This window comes from Blautia pseudococcoides (assembly GCF_001689125.2).
Taxonomy (GTDB): Bacteria; Bacillota; Clostridia; order Lachnospirales; family Lachnospiraceae; genus Blautia; species Blautia pseudococcoides.
Genome location: NZ_CP015405.2, coordinates 943607 through 966675, shown reverse-complemented (window position 1 = coordinate 966675; position 23069 = coordinate 943607). Strand labels below are relative to the sequence as shown.

Annotated in this window: 23 protein-coding genes and 1 tRNA gene; 5 read left to right on the top strand and 19 right to left on the bottom strand. The window is 48.2% G+C overall.

Annotated elements, in window-relative coordinates:
* Nucleotides 1-96: 96 nt before the first annotated feature.
* The 3 genes from argH to A4V09_RS04435 form a co-directional block, all read right to left on the bottom strand.
* Nucleotides 97-1476 (bottom strand): argininosuccinate lyase, encoded by a 1380-nt coding sequence (gene argH / locus A4V09_RS04445; protein ID WP_065541283.1) that lies wholly within the window; start codon nucleotides 1474-1476, stop codon nucleotides 97-99.
* 258 nt (nucleotides 1477-1734) lie between these two features.
* On the bottom strand, nucleotides 1735-2415 hold the full coding sequence (locus A4V09_RS04440; RefSeq protein WP_065541282.1) for an epoxyqueuosine reductase QueH: 681 nt from the start codon (nucleotides 2413-2415) through the stop codon (nucleotides 1735-1737).
* A 1-nt stretch (nucleotide 2416) separates the two neighbouring features.
* The gene (locus A4V09_RS04435) at nucleotides 2417-3415 is read right to left on the bottom strand and encodes a 2-hydroxyacid dehydrogenase (protein WP_065541281.1); all 999 of its coding nucleotides are present in this window, start codon (nucleotides 3413-3415) and stop codon (nucleotides 2417-2419) included.
* Nucleotides 3416-3685: 270 nt separating this feature from the next.
* On the opposite strand from A4V09_RS04435, the gene A4V09_RS04430 reads away from it, so the two are divergent.
* A complete protein-coding gene (locus A4V09_RS04430) occupies nucleotides 3686-4456 on the top strand; it encodes an ABC transporter ATP-binding protein (protein ID WP_065541280.1) in 771 nt (256 codons plus the stop codon).
* Between the two features lies 1 nt (nucleotide 4457).
* Complete coding sequence (locus tag A4V09_RS04425) at nucleotides 4458-5255, top strand: ABC transporter permease (RefSeq protein WP_065544632.1); 798 nt, start codon at nucleotides 4458-4460, stop codon at nucleotides 5253-5255.
* 63 nt (nucleotides 5256-5318) lie between these two features.
* Here the strand turns inward: A4V09_RS04425 and A4V09_RS04420 are convergent, their stop codons facing one another.
* The 5 genes from A4V09_RS04420 to A4V09_RS04400 all read right to left on the bottom strand — a co-directional run bounded on the left by A4V09_RS04420 (nucleotide 5319) and on the right by A4V09_RS04400 (nucleotide 9483).
* Nucleotides 5319-5516 carry a type II toxin-antitoxin system antitoxin gene (locus A4V09_RS04420; protein WP_065541279.1) on the bottom strand — a complete coding sequence of 66 codons (198 nt, stop codon included), beginning with the start codon at nucleotides 5514-5516 and terminating at the stop codon, nucleotides 5319-5321.
* Between the two features lie 35 nt (nucleotides 5517-5551).
* A complete protein-coding gene (locus A4V09_RS04415) occupies nucleotides 5552-6538 on the bottom strand; it encodes an SPFH domain-containing protein (protein ID WP_369858343.1) in 987 nt (328 codons plus the stop codon).
* Between the two features lie 204 nt (nucleotides 6539-6742).
* Complete coding sequence (locus tag A4V09_RS04410) at nucleotides 6743-7681, bottom strand: lantibiotic ABC transporter (protein WP_065541278.1); 939 nt, start codon at nucleotides 7679-7681, stop codon at nucleotides 6743-6745.
* 144 nt (nucleotides 7682-7825) lie between these two features.
* Complete coding sequence (locus A4V09_RS04405; protein ID WP_065541277.1) at nucleotides 7826-8743, bottom strand: SufB/SufD family protein; 918 nt, start codon at nucleotides 8741-8743, stop codon at nucleotides 7826-7828.
* Nucleotides 8743-9483, bottom strand: a complete 741-nt coding sequence (locus A4V09_RS04400; protein WP_065541276.1) for an ABC transporter ATP-binding protein — start codon at nucleotides 9481-9483, stop codon at nucleotides 8743-8745. The genes A4V09_RS04405 and A4V09_RS04400 overlap by 1 nt, the downstream gene beginning before the upstream one ends.
* 322 nt (nucleotides 9484-9805) lie before the next feature.
* On the opposite strand from A4V09_RS04400, the gene A4V09_RS04395 reads away from it, so the two are divergent.
* Nucleotides 9806-10447, top strand: a complete 642-nt coding sequence (locus A4V09_RS04395) for a tetratricopeptide repeat protein (protein ID WP_065541275.1) — start codon at nucleotides 9806-9808, stop codon at nucleotides 10445-10447.
* Between the two features lie 33 nt (nucleotides 10448-10480).
* Nucleotides 10481-11704 carry a tryptophan synthase subunit beta gene (gene trpB / locus A4V09_RS04390; RefSeq protein WP_065541274.1) on the top strand — a complete coding sequence of 408 codons (1224 nt, stop codon included), beginning with the start codon at nucleotides 10481-10483 and terminating at the stop codon, nucleotides 11702-11704.
* A gap of 112 nt (nucleotides 11705-11816) precedes the next feature.
* Here the strand turns inward: trpB and A4V09_RS04385 are convergent, their stop codons facing one another.
* From A4V09_RS04385 to A4V09_RS04335, 11 genes are all read right to left on the bottom strand, one after another.
* Nucleotides 11817-12239: a DUF3887 domain-containing protein gene (locus A4V09_RS04385; RefSeq protein WP_065541273.1), complete on the bottom strand. Its 423-nt coding sequence runs from the start codon at nucleotides 12237-12239 to the stop codon at nucleotides 11817-11819.
* Nucleotides 12240-12241: 2 nt separating this feature from the next.
* Nucleotides 12242-13558 carry a sensor histidine kinase gene (locus A4V09_RS04380; protein WP_065541272.1) on the bottom strand — a complete coding sequence of 439 codons (1317 nt, stop codon included), beginning with the start codon at nucleotides 13556-13558 and terminating at the stop codon, nucleotides 12242-12244.
* Nucleotides 13559-13579: 21 nt separating this feature from the next.
* The gene (locus tag A4V09_RS04375; RefSeq protein ID WP_065544630.1) at nucleotides 13580-14284 is read right to left on the bottom strand and encodes a LytR/AlgR family response regulator transcription factor; all 705 of its coding nucleotides are present in this window, start codon (nucleotides 14282-14284) and stop codon (nucleotides 13580-13582) included.
* A gap of 139 nt (nucleotides 14285-14423) precedes the next feature.
* A complete protein-coding gene (locus tag A4V09_RS04370) occupies nucleotides 14424-15944 on the bottom strand; it encodes an ATP-binding protein (protein ID WP_065541271.1) in 1521 nt (506 codons plus the stop codon).
* Nucleotides 15934-17301, bottom strand: coding sequence for a vWA domain-containing protein (locus A4V09_RS04365; RefSeq protein ID WP_065541270.1), 1368 nt, complete (start codon nucleotides 17299-17301; stop codon nucleotides 15934-15936). Before A4V09_RS04365 ends, A4V09_RS04370 begins: the two co-directional genes overlap by 11 nt.
* A 45-nt stretch (nucleotides 17302-17346) precedes the next feature.
* Entirely contained in the window at nucleotides 17347-18204 is an 858-nt protein-coding gene (locus tag A4V09_RS04360) for a leucine-rich repeat protein (RefSeq protein ID WP_242963954.1), read from the bottom strand.
* Between the two features lies 1 nt (nucleotide 18205).
* Nucleotides 18206-18799, bottom strand: a complete 594-nt coding sequence (locus tag A4V09_RS04355) for a hydrolase (RefSeq protein ID WP_065541269.1) — start codon at nucleotides 18797-18799, stop codon at nucleotides 18206-18208.
* Nucleotides 18800-18819: 20 nt separating this feature from the next.
* On the bottom strand, nucleotides 18820-19860 hold the full coding sequence (locus tag A4V09_RS04350) for an ABC transporter substrate-binding protein (protein ID WP_065541268.1): 1041 nt from the start codon (nucleotides 19858-19860) through the stop codon (nucleotides 18820-18822).
* A gap of 9 nt (nucleotides 19861-19869) precedes the next feature.
* Nucleotides 19870-20670: an ABC transporter permease gene (locus A4V09_RS04345; RefSeq protein WP_065541267.1), complete on the bottom strand. Its 801-nt coding sequence runs from the start codon at nucleotides 20668-20670 to the stop codon at nucleotides 19870-19872.
* Entirely contained in the window at nucleotides 20667-21524 is an 858-nt protein-coding gene (locus A4V09_RS04340) for an ABC transporter permease (RefSeq protein ID WP_065541266.1), read from the bottom strand. The genes A4V09_RS04345 and A4V09_RS04340 overlap by 4 nt, the downstream gene beginning before the upstream one ends.
* Before the next feature lie 2 nt (nucleotides 21525-21526).
* The gene (locus A4V09_RS04335) at nucleotides 21527-22666 is read right to left on the bottom strand and encodes an ABC transporter ATP-binding protein (RefSeq protein ID WP_242963952.1); all 1140 of its coding nucleotides are present in this window, start codon (nucleotides 22664-22666) and stop codon (nucleotides 21527-21529) included.
* A gap of 233 nt (nucleotides 22667-22899) precedes the next feature.
* Between A4V09_RS04335 and A4V09_RS04330 the strand changes: the two genes are divergently transcribed.
* Nucleotides 22900-22972 (top strand) — tRNA-Thr (locus A4V09_RS04330).
* Nucleotides 22973-23069 lie beyond the last annotated feature (97 nt).

Here is a 23069-nt window from a genome sequence, read left to right as displayed (position 1 = left end):
TCTATGTATTCTGTGCGGAGGGATTGTTCTTCCTGTGCGCACATTTGTTTTTCCTAAACAATACTATAACAAATCCAGGAAAAAAGCAAGCATTTTTTAGTTTTCTTCCAGATATTTTTTGTGCAGTGTCAGAACCTGCTTCATGGCAGCCTCACCAGGAGCACCGATGGTATTTCTCTTCTCCACACAGTTCTTCATGCTGATCGCCTCATAGATGTCCTCTTTGAACACGGGACTGATTTCCTGATACTCCGGAAGGCTCATCTCATCCAGAGAGATATTTTTCTCAATGCAGGCAAGCACCAGACGTCCTACAATGCCGTGGGCATCCCTAAACGGAACGCCATTGTTCACCAGGTAGTCTGCGGCGTCTGTGGCATTGGTAAAGCCGTTCTTTGCGCTCTTTTCCATATTCTCCCTGCGGAAGGACATGGTGGCGATCATACCGTTAAATAAAGCGATGCAGCCTTTTACGGTATCAATGGCATCAAAGGTAAATTCTTTGTCTTCCTGCATATCTTTATTGTATGCAAGAGGAATGCCTTTCATGGTAGTCAGAATAGACATGAGCGCGCCATAGACACGACCTGTCTTTCCTCTTACCAGCTCGGCAATATCCGGATTTTTCTTCTGGGGCATGATACTGCTGCCTGTGCTGTACCCGTCATCAATCTCCACAAAACGGTATTCATTGGAGTTCCACAGAATAATCTCCTCACAGAAACGGCTCAAGTGCATCATAATGGTGGAAAGACCTGACAAAAGCTCGATCAGGTAATCCCTGTCAGCCACGGAATCCATGCTGTTCAGGGTTGGCCCGTCAAATCCCAGGGTTTTGGCTGTAAAATCCCTGTCAAGAGGATAGGTGGTACCCGCCAGCGCTCCGCTTCCAAGAGGACAGAGGTTCAGACGTTTTTTTGCATCCGCCATACGGCTCCTGTCGCGCTTGAACATCTCAAAATACGCGCCGAAATGATGTGCCAGTGTCAAAGGCTGCGCTTTCTGCAGATGGGTGAATCCCGGCATGTAAGTATGTACATTCTCATCCATAACCTTATAAATGGACTCCAGCAGTTCTTTTAAGAGGATGTCAATCTCCCCGATCTCATCCCTCACATACATCTTCATATCAAGGGCCACCTGGTCGTTGCGGCTTCTGCCTGTGTGCAGCTTTTTACCCACATCGCCGCAGCGGGCAATCAGATTCGCCTCCACAAAACTGTGGATATCTTCATACTCAGGGGAAAAGGCAAGTGCTCCGCTTTCAATATCAGCCAGGATCCCTTTCAAGCCTTCCAGAATCGCCTCTTTCTCCTTCTCCGTGATAATCCCCTGTTTTGCAAGCATCGCGGCATGTGCCATGCTTCCTGTAATGTCCTGTTTGTAAAGCTTATTGTCAAAACTTAACGACGCATTGAAATTATATACCAACTGATCCGTCTCCTTGGTGAAACGTCCGCCCCATAACTGAGCCATCTTTATGTACCTCACTTTTTTACAAATTGATTTATTTATTGTTCCGGCTATCCCAGGATTCTGCTACCTGCTGCAGCCGTAAGCCGCTTATCCGGCTTATGGGTAACAGTTTATCATTATCTTTGGTACCGTGCAAGAAATTTTTCCATATCACTGCTGCCCCTTTTCTGTAACAGTTCAGACAGGTCTGCGCATTTACTGCGCTGACCGTATGAAAAAGTAGTGCCAGCAGGTATCCAGCCCATCGCGAAGCGATTTTTAATGGCTGGATGGGTAACAGTTCAGCTTGTCTGAACTGTTACCCTTTTCCGCCTCTCTCTTGTCACGTTCCCTTTTTGAGAATACACAGCCGCAGAAATCCTGCCGGTACAGGCCATATTCTCCGGAAAGCTCTGTGGAACGCTTATACCCGTTTTTCTTTTTGAAATCTGACGGCAGATGCCGGACATGATATTTCTCTTCCAGCTTTTCTCCTATCTCATTGATCTTTGCCGCATTTTTCAGGGGACTGATGGACAGGGTTGTGGTGAAATAATCATATCCTCCCTCTGCCGCAAGTCTTGCAGCCTCCTCCATGCGCATTTCATAACAGGCAAAGCAGCGCCTGCCTCCCTCCGGGATATCTTCCATTCCTTCTGCCATGGCATAAAATTTCTCAGGGCAATACTCCCCTTTTAAAAACTTCGGCTTATGTACAAAAGGCATGGATCCTATGAGCCGCTCAAGTTCTTCCTCCCGCTTCTCATATTCCTTTTCAGGTGAAATATTGGGATTGAAGAAAAAATCGGTTATCTCAAAATACTGTGACAGATATTCCAGCACATAGCTGCTGCATGGAGCGCAGCAGCTGTGCAGGAACAAAGTGGGAACTCTTTCTTCCTTTTTTATCTGTTCCAGGACTTTTTCCAGTTCTCTCTGGTAGTTTCTTTTCCGGTCCATTTTATGATTCCCTTTTCAGAACTTCATTACTGTTTGTCTCCCCCTTTTCAAATGCAGACGCATTGTCCAGGGTAGTCTGGGAAATAGCTGCAAGGGCTTCCTGGGTAAAGAATCCCTGATGGGAGGTGATCATTACATTTGGGAAAGAGAGGAGCCTTGCCGTTGTGGAATGCTCCAGAATTTCGTCAGAACGGTCCTCAAATACGTTCTTTGTCTCCTCCTCGTACACATCCAGACCCACACCGAAGAACTTGCGGGCACGGATTCCCTCGATCAAATCTTCTGTCTTCACAAGTCCGCCTCTCGACGTGTTGACCAGTACCACTCCGTCCTTCATTTTTGCGATGGTCTCCCTGTTGATCAGGTGGTAGGTGCTGTCCATCAGCGGGCAGTGCAGGGAGATCAGGTCACTTCTTTTAAGCAGTTCATCCAAAGAGACATATTCGGCAAAATCCAGGTCCGGATTCTGGTATACATCATAGGCAATGACCTTCATACCAAAACCACGGCAGATTTTCGCCATAGCCGCACCGATCTTTCCGGTTCCCACAATACCTGCTGTCTTTTGGTAAAAGTTAAATCCCATCAGGCCGCTTAAGCTGAAATCATTTTCCCGGACTTTTACATATGCCTTATGGATCCTGCGGTTCGCTGTAAGGGCCAGCGCCATGGCATGTTCCGCTACTGCTTCCGGGGAATAGCCCGGCACGCGCATAACCCGGATGCCGTACTCTCCCGCTTTTTCCAGGTCCACATTGTTGAATCCCGCGCAGCGCATAAGGATCAGTTTTACCCCCGCCTCATGGAGCGCTGTCACAGTCTCTGCCCCCACGTCGGAGCTTACAAAGGCGCACACAGCGTCAAACCCTTTTGCCAGCGGCGCCGTCTTGGGTGCCAGATCTGTTTTCAGATAGTCGATCTCTATTCCCGGATAATTTTCCAGTTGTTTATCAAAGGATGCCCTGTCGTAGTTCTTGGTGTCAAAAAATAAAATTCTCATAGTTTTGCCTCCTGTTCTTGTCAAATCATGTTTCCGTTACCGGATAGGTTTCCCAATCCGTACTTATTTTATCAATAATCAAAGAAAAACACAAGTGCATCCCCTTCCCATATGTCAACCCCCGGCTTTTTATCATATGATACTGTATGTTACAAATTCACAGCCCTGCAATAAATGCAGTGCCGTGGACCGTAACTGCCAATTACCATCCCCAAAAACAGACAGTCTCACACCTGCCTGCCAATAGAAATAAGAAAGGAATGACAACTTATGGATACACCTCTTTTAGAAGTAAAAGATGTCAGTTATGCCTATCATACAAAGTCCGGTGAAACACCCGCTCTGTCCCATATATCTTTTTCTGTGGAAAAAGGAGAATTCCTGGCGATCGTAGGTCCGTCCGGCTGCGGAAAATCCACGCTTCTGGATATGCTCTGCGGTCTGCTCATCCCGGAAGAAGGTGAAATTCTTCTAAACAAAAAACCACTCAGTGAATCAGTGACAAATATCGGTTACATGCTGCAAAAAGACCACCTTTTTGAATGGCGCACCATTTACAGCAATGTACTTTTAGGACTGGAGATCCAGAAAAAGAACTCCCCAAATGCCAGAGACAAAGTCAATCATCTTCTGGCTGATTACGGCCTGGATAAGTTTAAAGAATCGCGCCCGTCCCAGCTTTCCGGTGGTATGCGGCAGCGTGCCGCGCTGATCCGCACGCTGGCTTTGGAACCTGATCTGCTGCTTCTGGATGAACCCTTTTCCGCCCTGGATTATCAGACACGTCTCTCTGTGGGGGACGACATTGGAAAAATCATCAAGCGGGAGGAGAAAACCGCTATTCTGGTGACTCATGATATCTCGGAAGCCATAAGCATGGCAGACCGGGTCATCATCCTCGGCAAACGTCCTGCTGCCATTAAAAGAATCATCCCCATTGTACTCACCATGGATAACCGCACGCCTTTCACCTCCCGCAGCGCTCCGGAGTTCAAGAATTATTTTAATGAAATATGGAAGGAGCTAAACCACAATGGCTGAAATGACTTCTATGTCCAGAGGACAGAGGAATTATCTGCGGAAATTAAGGCGTGATTCCCAGATCGTGCGGCTTATCCGCATCCTCATATTCCTGGCTTTTCTGGCGCTCTGGGAGGGCAGCGCAAGACTGGGCCTTATTGATTCCTTCATCTTCTCCAGCCCTTCCCAGGTGGTCCTAGCCATGTACCACATGATACTGGATGGAACACTTGCCGTACACACGGGCGTCACACTCTGGGAGACCATTGCCAGTTTCGCCCTGGTCACTGTGTTTGGTATTGCCATTGCGGTGCTTCTGTGGTGTTTTCCGAAGCTTTCCTCGATTCTGGAGCCGTATCTGGTAGTTCTGAACAGTCTGCCCAAATCAGCCCTGGCACCGCTTTTGATCGTGTGGCTGGGCAGCAACATCAAGACCATCATCGTTGCCGGTCTGTCTGTAGCCATCTTTGGGGCGATCTTGAATCTGTACACTGGCTTCTGCGGCACGGACCCGGATAAACTGAAACTGATTTCCACACTGAGGGGCACGAAAAAGGATGCCCTTTTTAAAGTGGTTCTTCCTTCCTCCGTACCACTGATCCTCAGCATTATGAAAGTCAATATCGGCCTCTGCCTGATCGGCGTGGTGATCGGAGAGATGATCGGAAGCAAACGGGGACTTGGGTATCTGATCATTTATTCCAGTCAGGTATTCAAACTGGATACCATGATCATGAGTATTGTTATTCTATGTATCATCGCTGCTGTTTTATACAGCCTGATCAACATAGCGGAAAAAAAATACAGAAAACATTTCTGAAAAAACACATGCAAAAAATCCAGGCATACACGGCTCATCAATTGGCCGCTGCCTGGATTTTCTTCATTCTGCCGCCGGTTCCTCTGTGGCGCTTTTCTGACTCCGCTTTCTGTGCTTCACGCATTCGGTCAGCAGATATTCGATCTGGCCGTTGACGGAGCGGAAGTCATCCTCCGCCCACTGGGCCAGGTCATTGTAAAGAGATGCGGAGAGCCGCAGGGGAACCTGTTTTTTTTGTTTTTCCTTCGGTTTGTTTTCCATGAAGGCATCACTCCTGTTACTGTTCACAGTCCCGCCTAATACAGGGAACCGCTGTTGACAATGGGCTGGGCATCTTTATTGCCGCAGAGGACAACCAGCAGGTTGCTGACCATGGCTGCCTTGCGCTCTTCATCCAGATCCACGATATCTTTATCGTTTAATTTCTGAAGGGCCATCTCCACCATGCTGACAGCACCTTCCACAATCTTCTGCCGCGCATCAATGATGGCTGCTGCCTGCTGTCTCTGCAGCATAGCTGATGCGATTTCCGGAGCGTATGCCAGATGTGTGATGCGCATTTCCAAGATCTCGATTCCCGCATCCACCACTTTCTGCTGCAGTTCCTCCTGCATGATACTTGCCACTTCCTGGCTGCTGCCCCGGAGAGAGCGCTCATCTCCGCCTTCGCTGGTGTCATAAGGATACCTTCTGGCTGCGTTTCTTGTGATGGCATCACACTGGATAGACAGATAGTCTTTGTAATTCTCCACATTAAATACAGCCTTTGTGGCATTTTCCACTTTCCAAATAACAACCGTGCCAATCTCAATGGGGTTTCCCAGTTCATCATTGACCTTTTGTTTTTTGTTGTCCAGTGTCATAGTTTTCAGCGAAACCTTTTTGTTGGCTTTTGCTTCCGTATTCTTCTGCTCCGCTTCAATGCCCATCCCTTTGAGAACTGTGGAACTGGCGCTGCCCACTGCTCTTACGGTTGGATTGATACCTGTCACAAAAGGATTGACCCAGTAAAATCCATTCCGGTTCAGGGTTCCGTAATACTTACCGAACAGTGCCAGAACCAGCGCCTCATTGGGGTTGATGACCTTCAGGCCCGCAAAGCCCACACAGGCCGCACAGAAAATCAGGATTGCCGCTGTTATCCCGATACCGGTAAGCGTGCCGCTGACCTCAGAAAGTACCGCTCCTGAAAGGATCATCAGCGCAACACTTCCCACAAGCGCCAGGATCAAAAGAAACAGCATCCCCATACCTGACTTGGGGTGCAGGACTTTTTCCTCCACATTCTTATTCCTTGGACTGATTCCGTCTTTTTCTTCCATGATCATTTCCTCCTCTTGAAAAGACTGCCTGCCGCAGTAATTAATTTGATATCTTTTTGATATCATCATAATACTATATTTTTCCTGCCTTGTCAATCAAAACCTTTCTCTGTGTATAAAACAAGACCATCCGCCCCGTTTCCGGTTTTCGATGGTCTTGTTTTCTTATACCTCTTCCAGTATATCAATGGTATTCAGTTTGTCACTGGCTTCCTCTTCCTTATGCCCCACCGTTCCGGCAACAATATAATAGCCGAACTTGGAATCGTAGAAAAACTCTTTTACCAATGAAAATCCCTCAATCTTCCCTGTGCTCTCCACATGCATCAGGGGGCCTGTACAGGAAATGACGTCATCTCCGATCTTCACATGCTCCTCGTCATAATATGTGATAGGCAAATCCCGGTCTATGAGCTCTTTCATCCTCTTCTCAATCTCCACCAGGTCAAAATTCTCCGGTTTTTCCGAATAATCCAGCATAAACCCATGGCGAATATCAGCCCGGACATAGCTTGGCCGCTCAATATCTCTCACTACATAGCCGAATAAATCCTCTGCACTGTGTGCCATTTTCCTGTAGATCAGGGATTTGAACACAATATCCGCAATATTCTGCGGCAGCGGGCCGAACAGGGAGGGCCGTGTCACAATGACCTCCTCGCCGATTCCGATCATCAGATCTGCATTCCTTTTCAGGATCGGATACAGGATCTCAAAATGCTCCACGATCACTCTCTTATGCTGAGAAGTCACTCTTATGACCGCCTCAGCGATCGTCTCCAGCTTCACATATTTTCTTGCTGCCCTGGCATCCACATGGAAGGTCCGGGGGGTATAGAATCCCACATCATCCGCATTCAGAAGGGGCATGTTGGTAATGTCGTATTCATCGTCCCCGTCCACAACCTGGATTCCCGGAAACATCCCCTGGATCATCATACTTTTTCCGGAGTCCTTGGCACCGATAATGCCGATGATACGGTCAAACGGGTTTAAATACATCTGGGAGATTTTTCTTCCCAGTTCCATCATTCTCCGGTTCCCTCTTGGTGCAAAGAAAAAATTATACAGATTGCACTCATGGCGTACATTGTTGTAAATCATAAAAACCTCTCCCTATAAATATGTTTTTTGTTCCCCAATGGCAATGCGCCGCTGTTACTAACCCAACTATAGCACAAAACCGGGCAGTTGTATACGGTTTTGTCCCGTATACCTGCCCGGCTGACGCTGCGGTCTTTTACTGTTTTACTTTAAGAAACCATTGATGATCTGGGCTTCCGCCTCTTCCTCTGTAAGGCCCAAAGTCATGAGTTTTACAATCTGCTCCCCTGCAATCTTTCCGATGGCTGCCTCATGGATGAGCGCCGCGTCGGAGCTGTTGGCGGTTATCTCCGGAATGGAGCTGATCTTAGCGTTCCCCACAATAATGGCATCACATTCTGTATGGCCGCTGCACGCTGCATTTCCGTTGAGCACAGACTGGAAAAGCTGGTGGGAATCATCCTTCGCCACGGAACGTGATATAATATTGGCACCTGAGTCTGCCCCATCCATATCCACAATGAACCGGCTCTCCGCATCCTGGGTCCCGTGGGTCATAAGGCGCTCCATAACCTTCAGGCTGGCGCCTTCCAGCAATTTTGCCCTGGTCATGCGCTTGGTGGAGTCCACACCTTTGATCTGCACGGTGTCCATTTCCATGACACTGTTCTCCCCAACCTCAATGATGGTCTCAGGGTTCATAATACGCTGGCCTTTGCCGTCCCCGCTGCCGTAATGTTTCTCCACATATTTCACTCTGGAATTCTTTCCGATGAAAAAGCTGTGAATTCCGTCGTGCTGGCTGGATGCATCTCCTCCGTTGTGAATGCCGCAGCCTGCAATGATGGTCACATCACAGTTGTCCCCCACATAAAAGTCATTGCAGACAACTTCCTGAAGCCCTGCCTGGCTCATAACCACCGGGATGTGGACACTCTCCTTTTTTGTACCGTCCTTGATGCGGATCGTGATCCCGTCCCCTTCTTCCCGGGTGGTGATCTCTATATGTTCCGTACTGTTTCTGCCTTCACTCTTTCCGTTTGCCCGGATGTTGTAGGCTCCCACCGGGATTTCGTGCAGCCCGGCAACTGCCTCTAATAACTGTTTCTGTATAGCGTCCATTATTTTACTCCCCCCTCCTTCCAGATTTTACAGCCGGAATAGTCATCCACACCCTCCAGCAAAGCGGGAAGCACTTCATCCCTGCTTCCCCGGCTCACCAGTTTTCCGTCCGCGATCACCAGGATTTCATCCGCAATGTTCAGGATCCTCTCCTGGTGTGAAATGATCAAAATGGAGCCGTGGATCTCTCTGTGCATATTCTCAAACACATGGATCAGGTTCTGGAAGCTCCACAGGTCAATACCGGCCTCAGGTTCGTCAAATACGGACATCCTGGTGCCCCTTGCCATAACCGTGGCGATCTCGATCCTCTTCATCTCCCCGCCGGAAAGACTTGCATTGACTTCCCTGTTAATATAGTCTTTTGCACACAATCCCACCTCCGAGAGATACTGACAGGCTCCGGAAACCGTAATGTTTTCCCCTGACGCCAGCCGGATCAAGTCAAGCACCGTTACCCCTTTAAAGCGCACTGGCTGCTGAAACGCATAACTGATGCCTTTTCTTGCTCTTTCCGTTATATTTAAATCCGTGATATCCTCACCGTCCAGATAGATCCTGCCCTCTGTTGGCTTCTCAATACCGGCAATGATCTTGGCCAGCGTTGATTTTCCGCCGCCGTTTGGCCCTGTAATGGCAATAAACTTGTTGTCTTCCAGAGTAAAGCTCACGCGCTCCAGAATCCCTTTTTCTTTTGTCTCTTCTTCCACCTTGAAGGAGACATCCTTCAGTTCCAGCATTTTTCATTTCCTCCGATGTCATCTTCATCATTTTATGTTTATAAATCCCGGTTCCTATGATATAATATCAACAATGGCCAAATGCTACAGGGTTACTGTTCACTCCGTGCCCAGTAACACGCTTCGCGATGCACAGATATGGAGCTTTCTGCTCCATATCGCGCTGGCTGCCTGGGGATTTTCAAGCTTCCAGCATGAAAATGCCTCCCGGGATAGTGGCCCGTGAACAGTAACGATACAGCCGTTTACCGTGGATTTAATTCCTACTAAAACAGTACACTATATTACAAAATTTGTCAAAAGAAAAATGGAGATATTTTCAATGGACGCAAAAAATATGGATTTTACCCTGGAAGAACTGAAAATCCTGGCTGAAAACGGTCAGAAGGATCTGCAGTATGCTGTGGGTTATTACTACGAAAACGGAATACACACCCTGGTGGATTTCGCGCAGGCAGCCCAGTGGTATGAAAAAGCCGCCGAGAAAGACCATGCGGACGCACTGCTGCATCTGGGATTTCTCTGCGCCCAGGGAAAAGGCGTGGACAAAGATGACCGAAAAGCCTTTACTTATATCAAACGTGCCGCTGAGACCGGCAGTAAAAATGCCCAGTATAACCTTGCCAGATGTTATGAGGAGGGGATCGGAACAAAACAGGATTACGAAAAGGCCTTTGGATGGTACAAAAAAGCCGGGGAACAGGGTGATTACCGGGCCATGTGCTGTATGGGCGGATATTTTTTAAGCGGTCAGGCTGTGCCCGAGAGCACACAGCGGGCATTCCAGCTTTTTGAAAAGGCGGCAAACGCCAATATCCCTGCCGCCCAGTACAATCTCTCAATCCTCTACCGGTACGGGGAGGGTGTGGAAAAAGACGAGGCGAAAGCGGATCTGTGGCTGGCCAAGGCAGCACAAAACGGCTTTAAACTGGCAAAGGACGCCCTTAACGGCCAGCAAGAATAAAAATTTATGAATGCACATAAAGGAGAAACAACAATGGAAGTAGATTACAGAACTTATCTGAGACATTACCCTGACAGAAACGGCCGCTTCGGCCCTTATGGCGGTGCTTACCTGACCGAAGAGCTGGTTCCGGCTTTTGAGGAGATCGCGGATGCGTACCAGACCATCTGCCATTCCTCCCAGTTCATCAGCGAACTGCGCCGCATCCGCAAGGAATTCCAGGGAAGGCCCACGCCGGTCTATCACTGCGAGCGCCTTTCAAGGACCATCGGCAACTGCCAGATCTATCTGAAAAGAGAGGATCTGAACCACACCGGAGCCCACAAGCTGAACCACTGCATGGGCGAGGGACTGCTGGCCAAATTCATCGGCAAAAAACGTCTGATCGCAGAGACCGGAGCCGGACAGCACGGTGTAGCCATCGCTACGGCGGCGGCCTTCTTTGGATTAGAGTGCGAGGTACACATGGGTGAGGTGGACATAGCCAAACAGGCTCCCAATGTTACCCGCATGAAAATTCTGGGCGCCAAAGTGGTTCCTGTCACACACGGAAATAAAACTCTGAAAGAGGCGGTTGACTCTGCCTTTGAATCTTATGCGAAGAATTATAAGGACTCCATCTACTGCATCGGTTCCGCAGTGGGACCGCATCCCTTCCCTCTCATGGTCAGGGATTTCCAGTACATAGTGGGCGAGGAGGCCAAAGAACAGTTTAAGGAAATGACAGGCCTGCTTCCCGACGTGGTATGCGCCAGCGTGGGCGGCGGCAGCAACTCTATCGGCATGTTCGTTCCTTTCGTGGACGACCCTGTGGACATTGTAGGTGTGGAGCCTCTGGGCAGAGGCACAACAATGGGCGACCACGCTGCCTCCATGCAGTATGGAGAAAAGGGCGTTATGCACGGATTTGAGAGTATCATGCTGAAGGACCACAAGGGCGAACCGGCTCCTGTATACTCCATTGCAAGCGGTCTTGACTATCCTTCTGTTGGACCGGAACACGCATTTCTCCGTGATCTGGGAAGAGTACAGTACGATACCGTCAGCGATGAGGAAGCCATGGATGCTTTCTTCAAGCTGTCCCGCACAGAGGGTATTATTCCTGCAATCGAGAGCGCCCACGCAGTTGCGTACGCTATGCGCAAGGCAAAAGAAATGAAACAAGGCTCTATTCTTGTCAATTTAAGCGGACGCGGTGACAAGGATATTGACTATGTGGTAGAACATTATGGTTATGGAGAACAGTTCTTTAAATAAAGACGGACTGCGTTTCCGCACAAAAACCAAAATGCCTTTATCTGTAAAATGCCGCCTGAACAGCCTCACTGAGAAGACTGTCCGGCGGCATTTGCCTCATATTCCGTATTTTCTATTTGACGTAAAATCCGATACACTTCATAGCTGAATCAAAGGTAACGGTGTACTGGGCTTTTCCATCCTCATATTTTGCCAGAAGGACTGCCAACGCGTAGGGTTCCTCTGTATCCTTGTCCTGGCCTCCCGTCACACTGACCTTTTCAAAAGATTCAAACTCCCCCAGCTTATCAAAGACATAGTCCAGATTTTCCTGGAGCTGTTTAAGGGCGATCGCCTGCCGCATGACCGGGGCAAAAGTATCTTCGTATACGCTCTCCAGTTCCCCGGAATTCACCTGGCTCACCATGGTTTCAGCGGCTTGTCTGACCTCATCCTCATCAAATCTGTCGGAAAGGCTGCTTCCGCATCCTGCCGTGAGCACTCCCAGCATACAAACCCCACAGAGCAAAAGACCCATTTTCCAGATTTTTTTCATTGTCACCCTCCCCTTTCCATTTCCTTTTGTTCATCCGGTATCATGATACTTACCTGAAACTCTTTGTCCGTCTGAGAGATTTTCATGGTTCCCTCATATTTTAAAAGAGCACTCTTCACATTCTGCAGTCCCAAGTGCTGATGCTTCTGTACCGCTTTCTCTTTCTTTTTTCCTTTTGAGTTTACCATTTTGACCACAAGAAAAGAGTGAATGTTTTGTATTTGGAGGGAAAAGTATTTCGATTCCCCATCCCCTATGGCCTCCACTGCATTATCCAGAAGATTTGCGAAAATGGTGGTAATATCAATCTCCCGGATTCTGTCCAGGCACCTGTCACAGATATCCAGCTCCAGTCTTGTATCCCGCATGGATTCCTGTCCCAGCTTCTCATTTAAAATGATATTCAGCATCCTGTTGTCCGTATACCAGGTATGTCCCGTCTGATTCAGCAGATGAAATACATCTTCCGCATAGGCCTTAGCCTTTTCGCTTTCTCCGGTTTCATAGAGACGGGCAACCGCCTGCATATGGTTTTTGGCGTCATGTATGGCCTTTCTGGAACCCTGGTAACTCTCCTCCAGGATTTTATAGTGCTGGTAAAGCAGCTCTGACTCCTGTTTGTAGAGCTTCTCATCCCTGAGTGCCCGGCTTCCTTTTCCCGTCTGCCTGAAAAGGTATAACAGCATCAGATTGATGGAAAATATCAGGATAATATTCAGTATCACCAGACCGTACCCATACCTGAGCACAAAGAAATCCGCACTCATCCAGATGATGGATACCATAAATACCACAGAAAATGCGGGAAGCAGCAGATAGATAAAATATTGGGATTTATAGAAGAAAAATCTGTTGTCCTCCTCATCTTCCTTATTTAACACTGTTATCATGAAATAGGTCCAGGAAAACTCCGTAAACCATTTGATCAGGAAAAGGATCAACTGCATATTGTCGATTTTCTCAAAGCCCACCCGTATGAGATTTACTGTGGTTATATTTGTAAAGATCCACTGCACTGCATAGACACTTGTGATCTGGCAGAGAAAATACCCGATACAATATACCAGACAATAAAAGTATGCTGGCCCATTTGGCTTAAACAGTAAGGTTTCCAAGAAAAAAACAAGCAGTATCACGGAGAAAACAACAAACCATTCACTCCGCGGGAACTGCGTCAGCAGACAGAAAAGTGCAAACACCACGTAGGCCGCCGGATAAATCCATGCTTTTTTCAGACGGCGTTCCCCGATTCGATTCATAAACCAATAAAACAAAAACCCCAGAACAGACAGATCCGCTGCTGTCAGAATATAGTTCATTACCCTGCCGCCACCTTCTTCCTACCTCATTTTATCTGCCAGATATAGACTGAGTTTTTCTTTGAACTGCACGGCCTGTTTTTGGGACAGAGGAATCCATTCACCATTCATCATAAGGATTTCATATCCCCTGATGTTTTTCACATGGTACAGGTTCACCACAAAACTTTTATGAGGAACCGAAAACCCATATTGAGCCATCCTACCGGCAATATCTGATATCTTTCCCCGCATTTCATGGATCACATCCTTTGTCTTTATAAAAATGCGCCGGTTCTGATACTCAAAATAATAGATCGCGTCCACGGGGAGCCGTACAAGTCCCTCTGCTGTGGTAAACTCCACCTGCTTTACCTCAGGCGCCTCTTCCTCCTGCCAGAGCATGGCATCTTCCACCTGCTTCCAGACCTTCTCCTGCTTCACAGGTTTTAGAAGATATCCAAAGGCATGGACAGAAAAGGCTCTGCCTGCATACTCCTTATAAGAGGTCACATATACGATCTTCACTTTCCTGTCATGGGCGCGGATCCTCCTGGCCGTTTCAATCCCGTCTATGCCCTTCATGTCAATATCCAGAAAAATCATGTCATAGATACGTCCGGCACCAAGCAGTTCCTCCCCGCTGCTGTATCCGTCCACACAGAGACCCTGCTTTGGATAGCTCTCTATCAGTTCTCTTAAAAAAGATACCGCAGTCTCATCATCATCACACACTGCTATACGCATCTTTCTCCTCCTGTTGTCTTTATCTGTTTTTTCATTATATCCCGATTCCTTGTCCCACTCAATCCATTCTGCACAGAGTATGGAAAAAGGTACATAAGATGTTACTGTTTGCAGACCAATGCCCCGGGAATTGGTCTGATCATAAATCCGTCTCAATATCATCCAGTTCTTTTAAAATACTCATCTGTTCCTCTTCAAAGAGCAGTTTTTTATTATACCTGTAATAACTGTCACATCCGTTCTCACTGATAAACTGGATGCTGTAGGGATTTGTGTTCAGTTCCGTGATGAAAATAACCATTTCCTGACTGTCCCCAAATGCCTGCTCCAGAAAATCAAAGGCATTTTGCAGCGCGCTGCCGGTCTCCTCTATAAGGTTTTCCCGCTCTTCGGATTCCTTCCTGAAATGTTCTGCTGCCCCTGAAAATATTTCTTCCCAGGCCAAGCCTTCCCTCTCATATGCTTCTGTCTCCTTTTGGCGGGCTTTTAAAAATTCCATGATCTTTACGGCCCCATGACGGGCGGGCGTTGTAATCTGGCCTGCATTTTCTTTTCTGTCATATTCCTCCTGTTCCCGCCCAAGGATGGCTGACAGGGACCCGGACGGGGATTTCCCTTCTTCCATCTCTTGTTTCCAGTCCTTTAGCTTTTCATAGAGGACCGTAACATACAAATCTCTCTCATAATATGCATAGAACCCGGTTCCCAGGCGGCCTACAAGCAAACCCACCACACTGAATCGCTCATCAAAGGATGCCTGCCTCAGCTTATCCACCGCAAATTTCTCAAAACGGCCTGCCAGCACCTCCTCGATCTGATAGTCTGTCCTGTATTTCTCAAAAAGTTCCAGATAGTTGGCAAAATCCCTGGCTGCCTTCCCGTGCTGGATATACTGTCCCACCACTTCCCTGTCAGCCCGCTTTCCCAGCTTTTCATAGGCATAGAGGAACTGGGATAAATCCTCCCAACCTCTGGCTGTGGCAAACATACGCCCGTCCACCCCGGTCTCCATGCGGTAAAAATTTTCTTTATGGATATCCAGGTAAGAGATCACGGCGGGATGGATACCTGCACTGTAGGCATACTCCTTCCACACACCGAAGTCCTCCTCCACGTCGATCCTGCGGATTCTGTCAAGAGTCACCACATCAAACTCCCGGACCGATTTATTGTACTCCGGCGGATTTCCGGCTGCCACGATCATCCACCCCTTTGGCACAGACTGGTTTCCAAAGGTCTTGCACTGCAAAAACTGCAGCATAGTGGGGGCAAGGGTCTCTGACACACAGTTGATCTCATCAATAAAGAGAATCCCTTCCCTGATTTTTGTCTCCTCCATCTTGTCATACACAGAGGCGATAATTTCGCTCATGGTGTATTCTGTCACAGAGTGGAGCTTTCCGCCATAGTCCTTCTCTTTGATAAAAGGAAGACCCACAGCGCTCTGCCTGGTGTGATGGGTAATGGTATAGGATACCAGATTGATCTCACATTCCCTGGCGATCTGCTCCATGATCTGTGTCTTTCCGATTCCCGGAGGGCCCATGAGCAGAATGGGGCGCTGCCGGATGGAGGGAATACAGTATTCCCCATATTCGTCCTTGATCAGATACGCCTCAATAGCGTCCTTAATTTCCTGTTTCGCTCGTTTAATGTTCATCCCTGATCCCCTCTTTGTATGCCTCCATTTCCTCCTGGTCCAGATAGATCTTAATGGCCCAGGCGGGCACGTCTACTTCCTCAAATTCTTTCTGTATCAGCACAAAAGCTGTCTCATACCAGGGCATTTTCCGGGGAAAAATCCCTTTCCCGTCGGTGAAATACAAAAGCCCTTTCAGGCTTGTGAACTCTCTCTTTGCCAGAAGCTCCTCCACATAGGTGAATACCGGCCTGAAATCCGTTCCTCCCTGGCCTAAAAGTTCCAGATGTTCCATGTAGGCCTCCAGTTCCTCCCCGGAGGTGATCCTGTCATCACTTCTCACAATCTCGTCACACTGGATCATGTGGATATTGATCTTCCTGAAAAAACTCTCCGTCTCCCTCAGAATGGAATACGTCTCTTTCAGAAAAGCCTTCACCAGCTCACCGGAGCAGGACATGGAGGTGTCAATGGCAATGACAAATTCCTCCACCTTTTTTACCTCCCGGCTCTCCTGCGGCTCAATGAGAGGCATATTGCCGTACAGGGAAAGCCCATAGCTGTAAAACCCATAATCAAAGGAATCCGGGTCAATCTGCTGTTCTTCTTTCAGCACGGCAAATTTCTGCAGGAATCTGCGGTAATCATAAGAATCCCTGTTCTCCACCTTGATCTGCTCCAAAAGCCCCTCCGAGGCTCCCGTGGCGCTGTCCTGTCCAAAACTCTGCAGTTCTGTCTCCATCTTATTGCGGATGTCATCCCAGTTTTCTTTTGGCCTCTGGTTTGGCGTCTTTCTTTTCCCGCCGGACCAAAAGCTGTGGTCATCCACATAAAATTCCCCTCTGAGTTGTTGAAGCCGCTCAAGGTCCGGACCTTCCTCCAAAAGAGCGGTAAAAACGCCTTCCGCGTTAAGAACCCTGCGCTTATGCCCAAGTGCCGCGTAAGTCTCCCTCCGCAAAACAGATGCGGGGCGGCGCACACAGTGCAGGGGAATACTGTCAACCATTGCCTCACTGGCAATATCACAGGAGACCTCCCACAAAAGATCCGCCAGATTTTCCCCCAGCAGCCCACAAGCCCTTTTTTTCCTACGCCGCACATCTTTCCACGGATGGGCAAATATACAGTGAAACACCATATGCAGATACGCCCGGTTGACTTCCCCGCGTCCCCGCCGGTAGAGGCCGCCCAAATACGCCGGATTATAATATAATAAAGCCCCGTCTGTTCCCAGGGTCTCCATCTCCGGATTCTGCACATAAGAAAACGCGGCAAGGGCCACATCCAGAAAACGCATGTGCAGATAAAGCTCGCTTTTGGAGGCTGCCAGTATTCTGACGCACACTTCGTTGATTCGTTTTTCCATTTCCTGTGCCATATCTCTACTCCCTCTGTAACGGTTTGGCGCCTTCACCGTTACGTGTTAAAATTCAAAGGACTTTACGATCCTGCCAAACAGTTTTCTCTTCTCATCCATCAGAAGGCTCACGGCCTCTGTCTGTCCAATCCGGGAAGCCCGGTACAAAAGCCGCTCCATCTCGTTAGATTTCTGCAATACTTCTTTTGCCAGATAAGACAGGGCGCTGTGCCAGTCCTGTTGTTTCAGGAAATAATCTCCCGTCTCCTCCAGATGCTCTCTTACATACGCGGCATACGCTAATTTCGCCTTATCCCCCAGTTCATAGGGATACCTGAGACGCCCCATGGCCATAGGGATCAGGATCTCAGATTTTTCATATACCTTTGCCACCTCAAACAAACTGTCATAGCGTTGATAATCTACGCGCTTTTCTGTAAAACACTGGCGGTAGCGGTACCCGGAACCATGAAAATGTGTCTCCAGGATCCTGGCCGGTGTGTTCTCCACACCCTCCTCATAATACTCCGGGAATACCAGTCTGGCGCTGTCCTTTGTCCCTCTGAACGTGATCACCACAAACACCTCGTGAAAGGTTTCCGCCACCACATCCGTTATGCAGCTTTTGGCTCCTTTCTCCATGAGGACCTGCAGCTCCCTCAGTGCAGAACAACCGGTAAAGGAACCGCCGCCGATGCGCTTCAGGGTATCTGTGAATGAGAGACGCCTTAAATTTCCACAGCCATAAAAGGTGTAGTTTCCAATTTCCTCCACGCCGTCCGCAATCTCCATCTCCTCTGCACCCAGCAGAAGTTCCTGCTCTTCTTTTGACCTTCCCTCTTTCCAGGGGGAATAATAGTAAGCAGGCAAAAAGGATGCTTCCGCATCCCTTTTGCCCTTATTCATCTCATATTTATCATTCATATCACTGTGCTGCCAGTTCTTCACACTCCCGGGCCACAGAAGCTTCACAGGAACGCATAGCCATGATGGTCTTGTCAAATAACTCTGTCAGTTCCCAGCCCAGCATCTCGGCACCGGTCTTGATCACGTCTCTGGAACAGCCGGCTGCAAACCTCTTGTCCTTAAATTTTTTCTTGACGCTGGACACTTCCATATCCATGACACTTTTGGAAGGACGCATTTTGGCCGCTGCCCAGATCAGGCCTGTAAGCTCATCGGAGGCAAACATGATCTTTTCCATCAGATGCTCCGGCTTCACTTCAGAACAAAGTCCGTATCCATGGCTTACAACTGCATGGATAAGCTCGTCCTCCGCATCAATCTCCGCCAGAAGCTCCGGCGCTTTCTTGCAGAGTTCCTCCGGGAACTGCTCAAAATCCACATCGTGCAGCAAGCCTGCCAAGGCCCAGAAATCAGCCTCATCCCCAAATCCCATCTCACCTGCATACCAGCGCATAACGCCTTCCACAGTCAGGGCATGGAGGATATGGAATTCCTCTTTATTGTATTTTTCCAGAAGTTCTAATGCTTTCTCTCTTGTCACTTTTGTCTGCATTGTATGTACCTCCTTTTTCCTTAGTCACATGCAGCTTTGAATTCTGTCCAGTTTTTCTCATAAGCCTCATTGGCTTCCCCGCTTACGTTCTGCACAATTTCTCCTTTTGTCACGGAATCCGGAACGACCAGGTTGGGATTCACCAAATCATCGGCTGCCCGGGTGGTACAGTAATATCCCAATGCATCAAAGCATTTAGCGGCAACTTCCGGTTCCAGAATGTAATCCAGGAATTTGTACGCATTCAGCTCATCCGGCGCATTTTTCGGGACAAACAGATTCATGATGCCAAATCCCAGGCCTTCTTCCGGGTAAACCACCTTCAGATCCGGGTTCTCTGCCAAAGCCGCCGTCACCTGGGAGGTGTAGAGATATGCAACGCCTGCCTCGCCGTTTAACAGGGCGTTCTGTGTATCACTGTCCTGGATCATACGGATATTGGGAGCCAGCTCTTTTAATTTTTCCCCGGCCTGTTCAATGACCTGTACGTCTTCCTCATTCATGGATTTTCCCATGGTCTGAAGTACAAACCCATTGACAGCACGATAGCTGCCGATCATGGCGATCTTATCTTCCAGTTTGGGATTCCACAAATCCTCGTATCCCTTGATCTCAAAGTCTATCTGTTCCGGGTCGTATACGATCAGAGGAATGCCTGCTCCGTGAGGAATGGTATATTCATTGTCCGGATCATAGAACTGGCTCTGGTACAGGGGATTGATATTTTTAAAATTACCGATTTGTGATGTGTCCAGCTTTTTAGCCAGACCGTTTTTCACGATCTGCTCAATAATGTAGTCATCACCCACAACAATATCATAGTCTTTTCCGTCTGTCTGCTGGATTTTTTCCAGCATGGTTTCATTTGTATCAAAGTTGGAGCTTATAATTTTGATCCCTGTCTCTTCCTCGAAACCATCCAGGACCTCCTGGGGGAAAAGGCCCTCCCAGGTGTAGAGGACCAGTTCCTTGTTGTCATCTTCCTCTTTCTCGCCGCATCCGGCAAGCATGGAAGCTGCCATTGCAAAACACAGTGTAAGGGCTGCTAATCTTCTCTTCATATTTTTACCTCATCTTTCTGAAAGTTCTCCCCGTCTGCGTTCCTGCCTTTTCTGCACCAAAGCAGAAATGCCCAGGACCAGTACGATGGCCACTAAAATTATGGTGCAAAGCGCGTTGATCTCCGGCGTCACCCCTGTCTTTAACTGGGTGTAAACTTTCACCGGGAGGGTGTTGAGCCTTGGACCGTTTACAAAAATACTGATGACCACATCATCAAAGGACATGGCAAATGCAAGCAGGCTTCCCGACAGAACCGCCGGCATGATCAGCGGCAGTGTTATGTCAAAAAAGGTCCGGATCTGAGATGCCCCCAAATCCCGGGCGGCCTCCTCCAAAGACCTGTCAATTCCCACAAGCCTTGCCTTCACCATCATAAATATATAGGGAATACAAAATGTAGTATGCGCAATTACCAGGGTTGTCATACCAAAAGGCAGGTTTAATAAGGAGAAAAAGGCAAGAAATACCATGCCCAGAATAATTTCCGGAATCATGATGGGAACCGTGGACAGATACTCCATCATGCCTTTTGTCTTATAATCCGCCCGCGCCATACCCACAGCGCCCAGGGTCCCGATCACTGCTGAGACCGCGCAGCTTATGACACCCAGAAGTATGCTGTTGAAAAGCGCCTCTTTGATATCCCTGTCGTGCCAGAGCGTTTCATACCATTTCAAGGAAAATCCTGTAAAGCTGGCTGTCAGCTTGGACTCATTAAAGGAAAATATCACCACCATCACAATGGGGAGATACATGATGAGCAGCAGGACCGCCAGATAAATGCCTGACAGCTTATGTTTTTTTCTCAAAAGAATCCCTCCAAATCTTTTACGTGGGTTATTTTCCGGTACAGGTAGATCATTATGGAAGTAAGTGCCATGAGCACCACTGCCAGGGCTGCTGCAAAGGGCCAGTTGCTGCCTCTTGTGAGCTGGTCCTGAATGACGCTTCCCACCAGAACGATTTTATTGCCTCCTAAAATATCCGCAATAAAAAACAGTCCCATGGACGGCACAAAGGACAGGATCACACCTGTCAGAAGTCCCGGCAGCGTCGGCTTCAGCGTAACCGTCATAAATGCCTTCGCACGGCTGGCGCCCAAATCCCTTGCGGCTTCCACCAAAGACCAGTCCATTTTTTCCACGCTGGAATACACGGACAGGACCATAAAGGGCAGCAGGGCATAAATCATACCAATGACCACTGCAGGGTAGGAATATAGGATTTTCAGAGGCTCCTGGATTATGCCCAGCTTCATTAACAGCGTGTTAAAAACACCTTTCGCCTGGAGCAGGATGATCCATCCGTACATACGGATCAGGGAACTGGTCCAGAAAGGCACCATGATCAGCAGCATGATCCTCTTCTTCCATTTTGCGGACTGCTTTGCCATAAAGTATCCGAAGGGATATCCCAGAAGCGTAATGCAGATGGTACTGGTAAAAGCAAGCTGGAAGGACTGGGTAAAACTCTTTAGATAAACCGGGTCTGCTATCTTTTTATAATTTTCCAGGGTGAATTTCCACACGGTTCCCCACCCGTCGCTGTTTGTGGCAAAGCTCAGTGCTATCATATAGAGCAGGGGACCTGCCACAAAGACCAGGGTGAAGATATAGAGGGGCGCAACCGTTAGAAACAGTCCTGATTTTTTCTTTTTTTCCATGTTCATGCCCCCTGTGCTGCTTCATCCATATCCACAAAGACAGCGTGTTCCGGTTCCCATCCCACACAGACTTTCTGATCCACGGTCAAATCTGTATCTATACCGTAATGGCTGGCAACCACTTCCTTGCCGTCCTCCAGTTTAAAGACCATGTGAAGCTGTCCGGCATTAAAGGATTTATCTGTGATCACTGCCGGAAGGCCCTTTTTGCACTGGCGGCAGACTTTGATATTTTCCCTTCTCACAGCCACTACTGCCCGGCCGCCCTCTTTCAGGCCGTCCACCGTTTTGGCTGTAATGAGGCGGCTGTTCACACGGATGTCTGTCAGCTCCCCATCTATACGCTCCACAACACCGGAGATAATATTGGCGTTGCCCACAAAATCAGCCACATAACTGGTCTTTGGGCGGTTGTAGATCTCATCCGGGGTTCCGATCTGCTCAAACTGCCCGTCCCGCATGACCACAATACGGTCTGACATATTGATCGCCTCCTCCTGGTCATGGGTTATGTACAGGAAGGTGATACCCAGCTTTTTCTGCAGCCGTTTCAATTCCGTCTGCATGGCTCTTCGCAGTTTTAAGTCCAGGGCGCCCAAAGGCTCGTCCAGAAGCAAAAGCCTGGGACTGTTGATCAGGGAGCGGGCAATGGCAACTCTCTGTTTCTGCCCCCCTGACAGTTCTGAGGGCATACGCTTTTCATAACCGGAGAGCTGGACTAGATCCAGCATTTTTCTCACTTTTTCTTTGATCTCATTCTTGGGAACCCTGCGGATTTTCAGACCATAGCCAATGTTTGCCTCCACGTTCATATGGGGAAACAGGGCATAATTCTGGAACACGGTATTTACATCTCTCTGATGGGGTTCCAGCAGGGTCACATCTCTGCCTTCCAGAATCACCTGACCTTTATCCGGCATCTCCAGCCCGGCGATGATGCGCAGGGTTGTGGTTTTTCCGCAGCCGGATGCGCCTAAAAACGTGATAAATTCCCCTCTTTCAATGGAGAGGTCAATGTCCCGGAGCACATCTGTGGTACCGAAACTCTTACTGATTCCTTTTAATTCCAATAACTTATCTTTTCCCGCACTTGTCCGGTCCAAATCTGCGGGGTTTTCTTGCGGGTGTCGTATATCGTTCATGTAGTGTCCTTCTTTATCTTAATAAACTATCTCTGGTATATAATGGCACAAATGTTCGGAGTTGTCAATTACCGACAAGTAATTCAGAGAGAATTCATCCATTTTACGAACAGATTTTCCTTTTGACCACCAGCTTAAAATAATGCCCTGTGCAAAATATAGGACAAAATTTGTAAAAAATAGTTGAAATTTTCCCAAAATCGTGTATAATATCATTTGTATGTAAAACACAAGCTGGAATAGCTCAGTCGGTAGAGCACTTCACTCGTAATGAAGGGGTCGTGAGTTCGAGTCTCATTTCCAGCTTTCGAGAATCCTGTATTTATGCAGGGTTCTTTTATTTTTATAGTGATTTATCCTCTGCCTGTTATATGTATTTACTTAAATGACTAACATTTGTGCC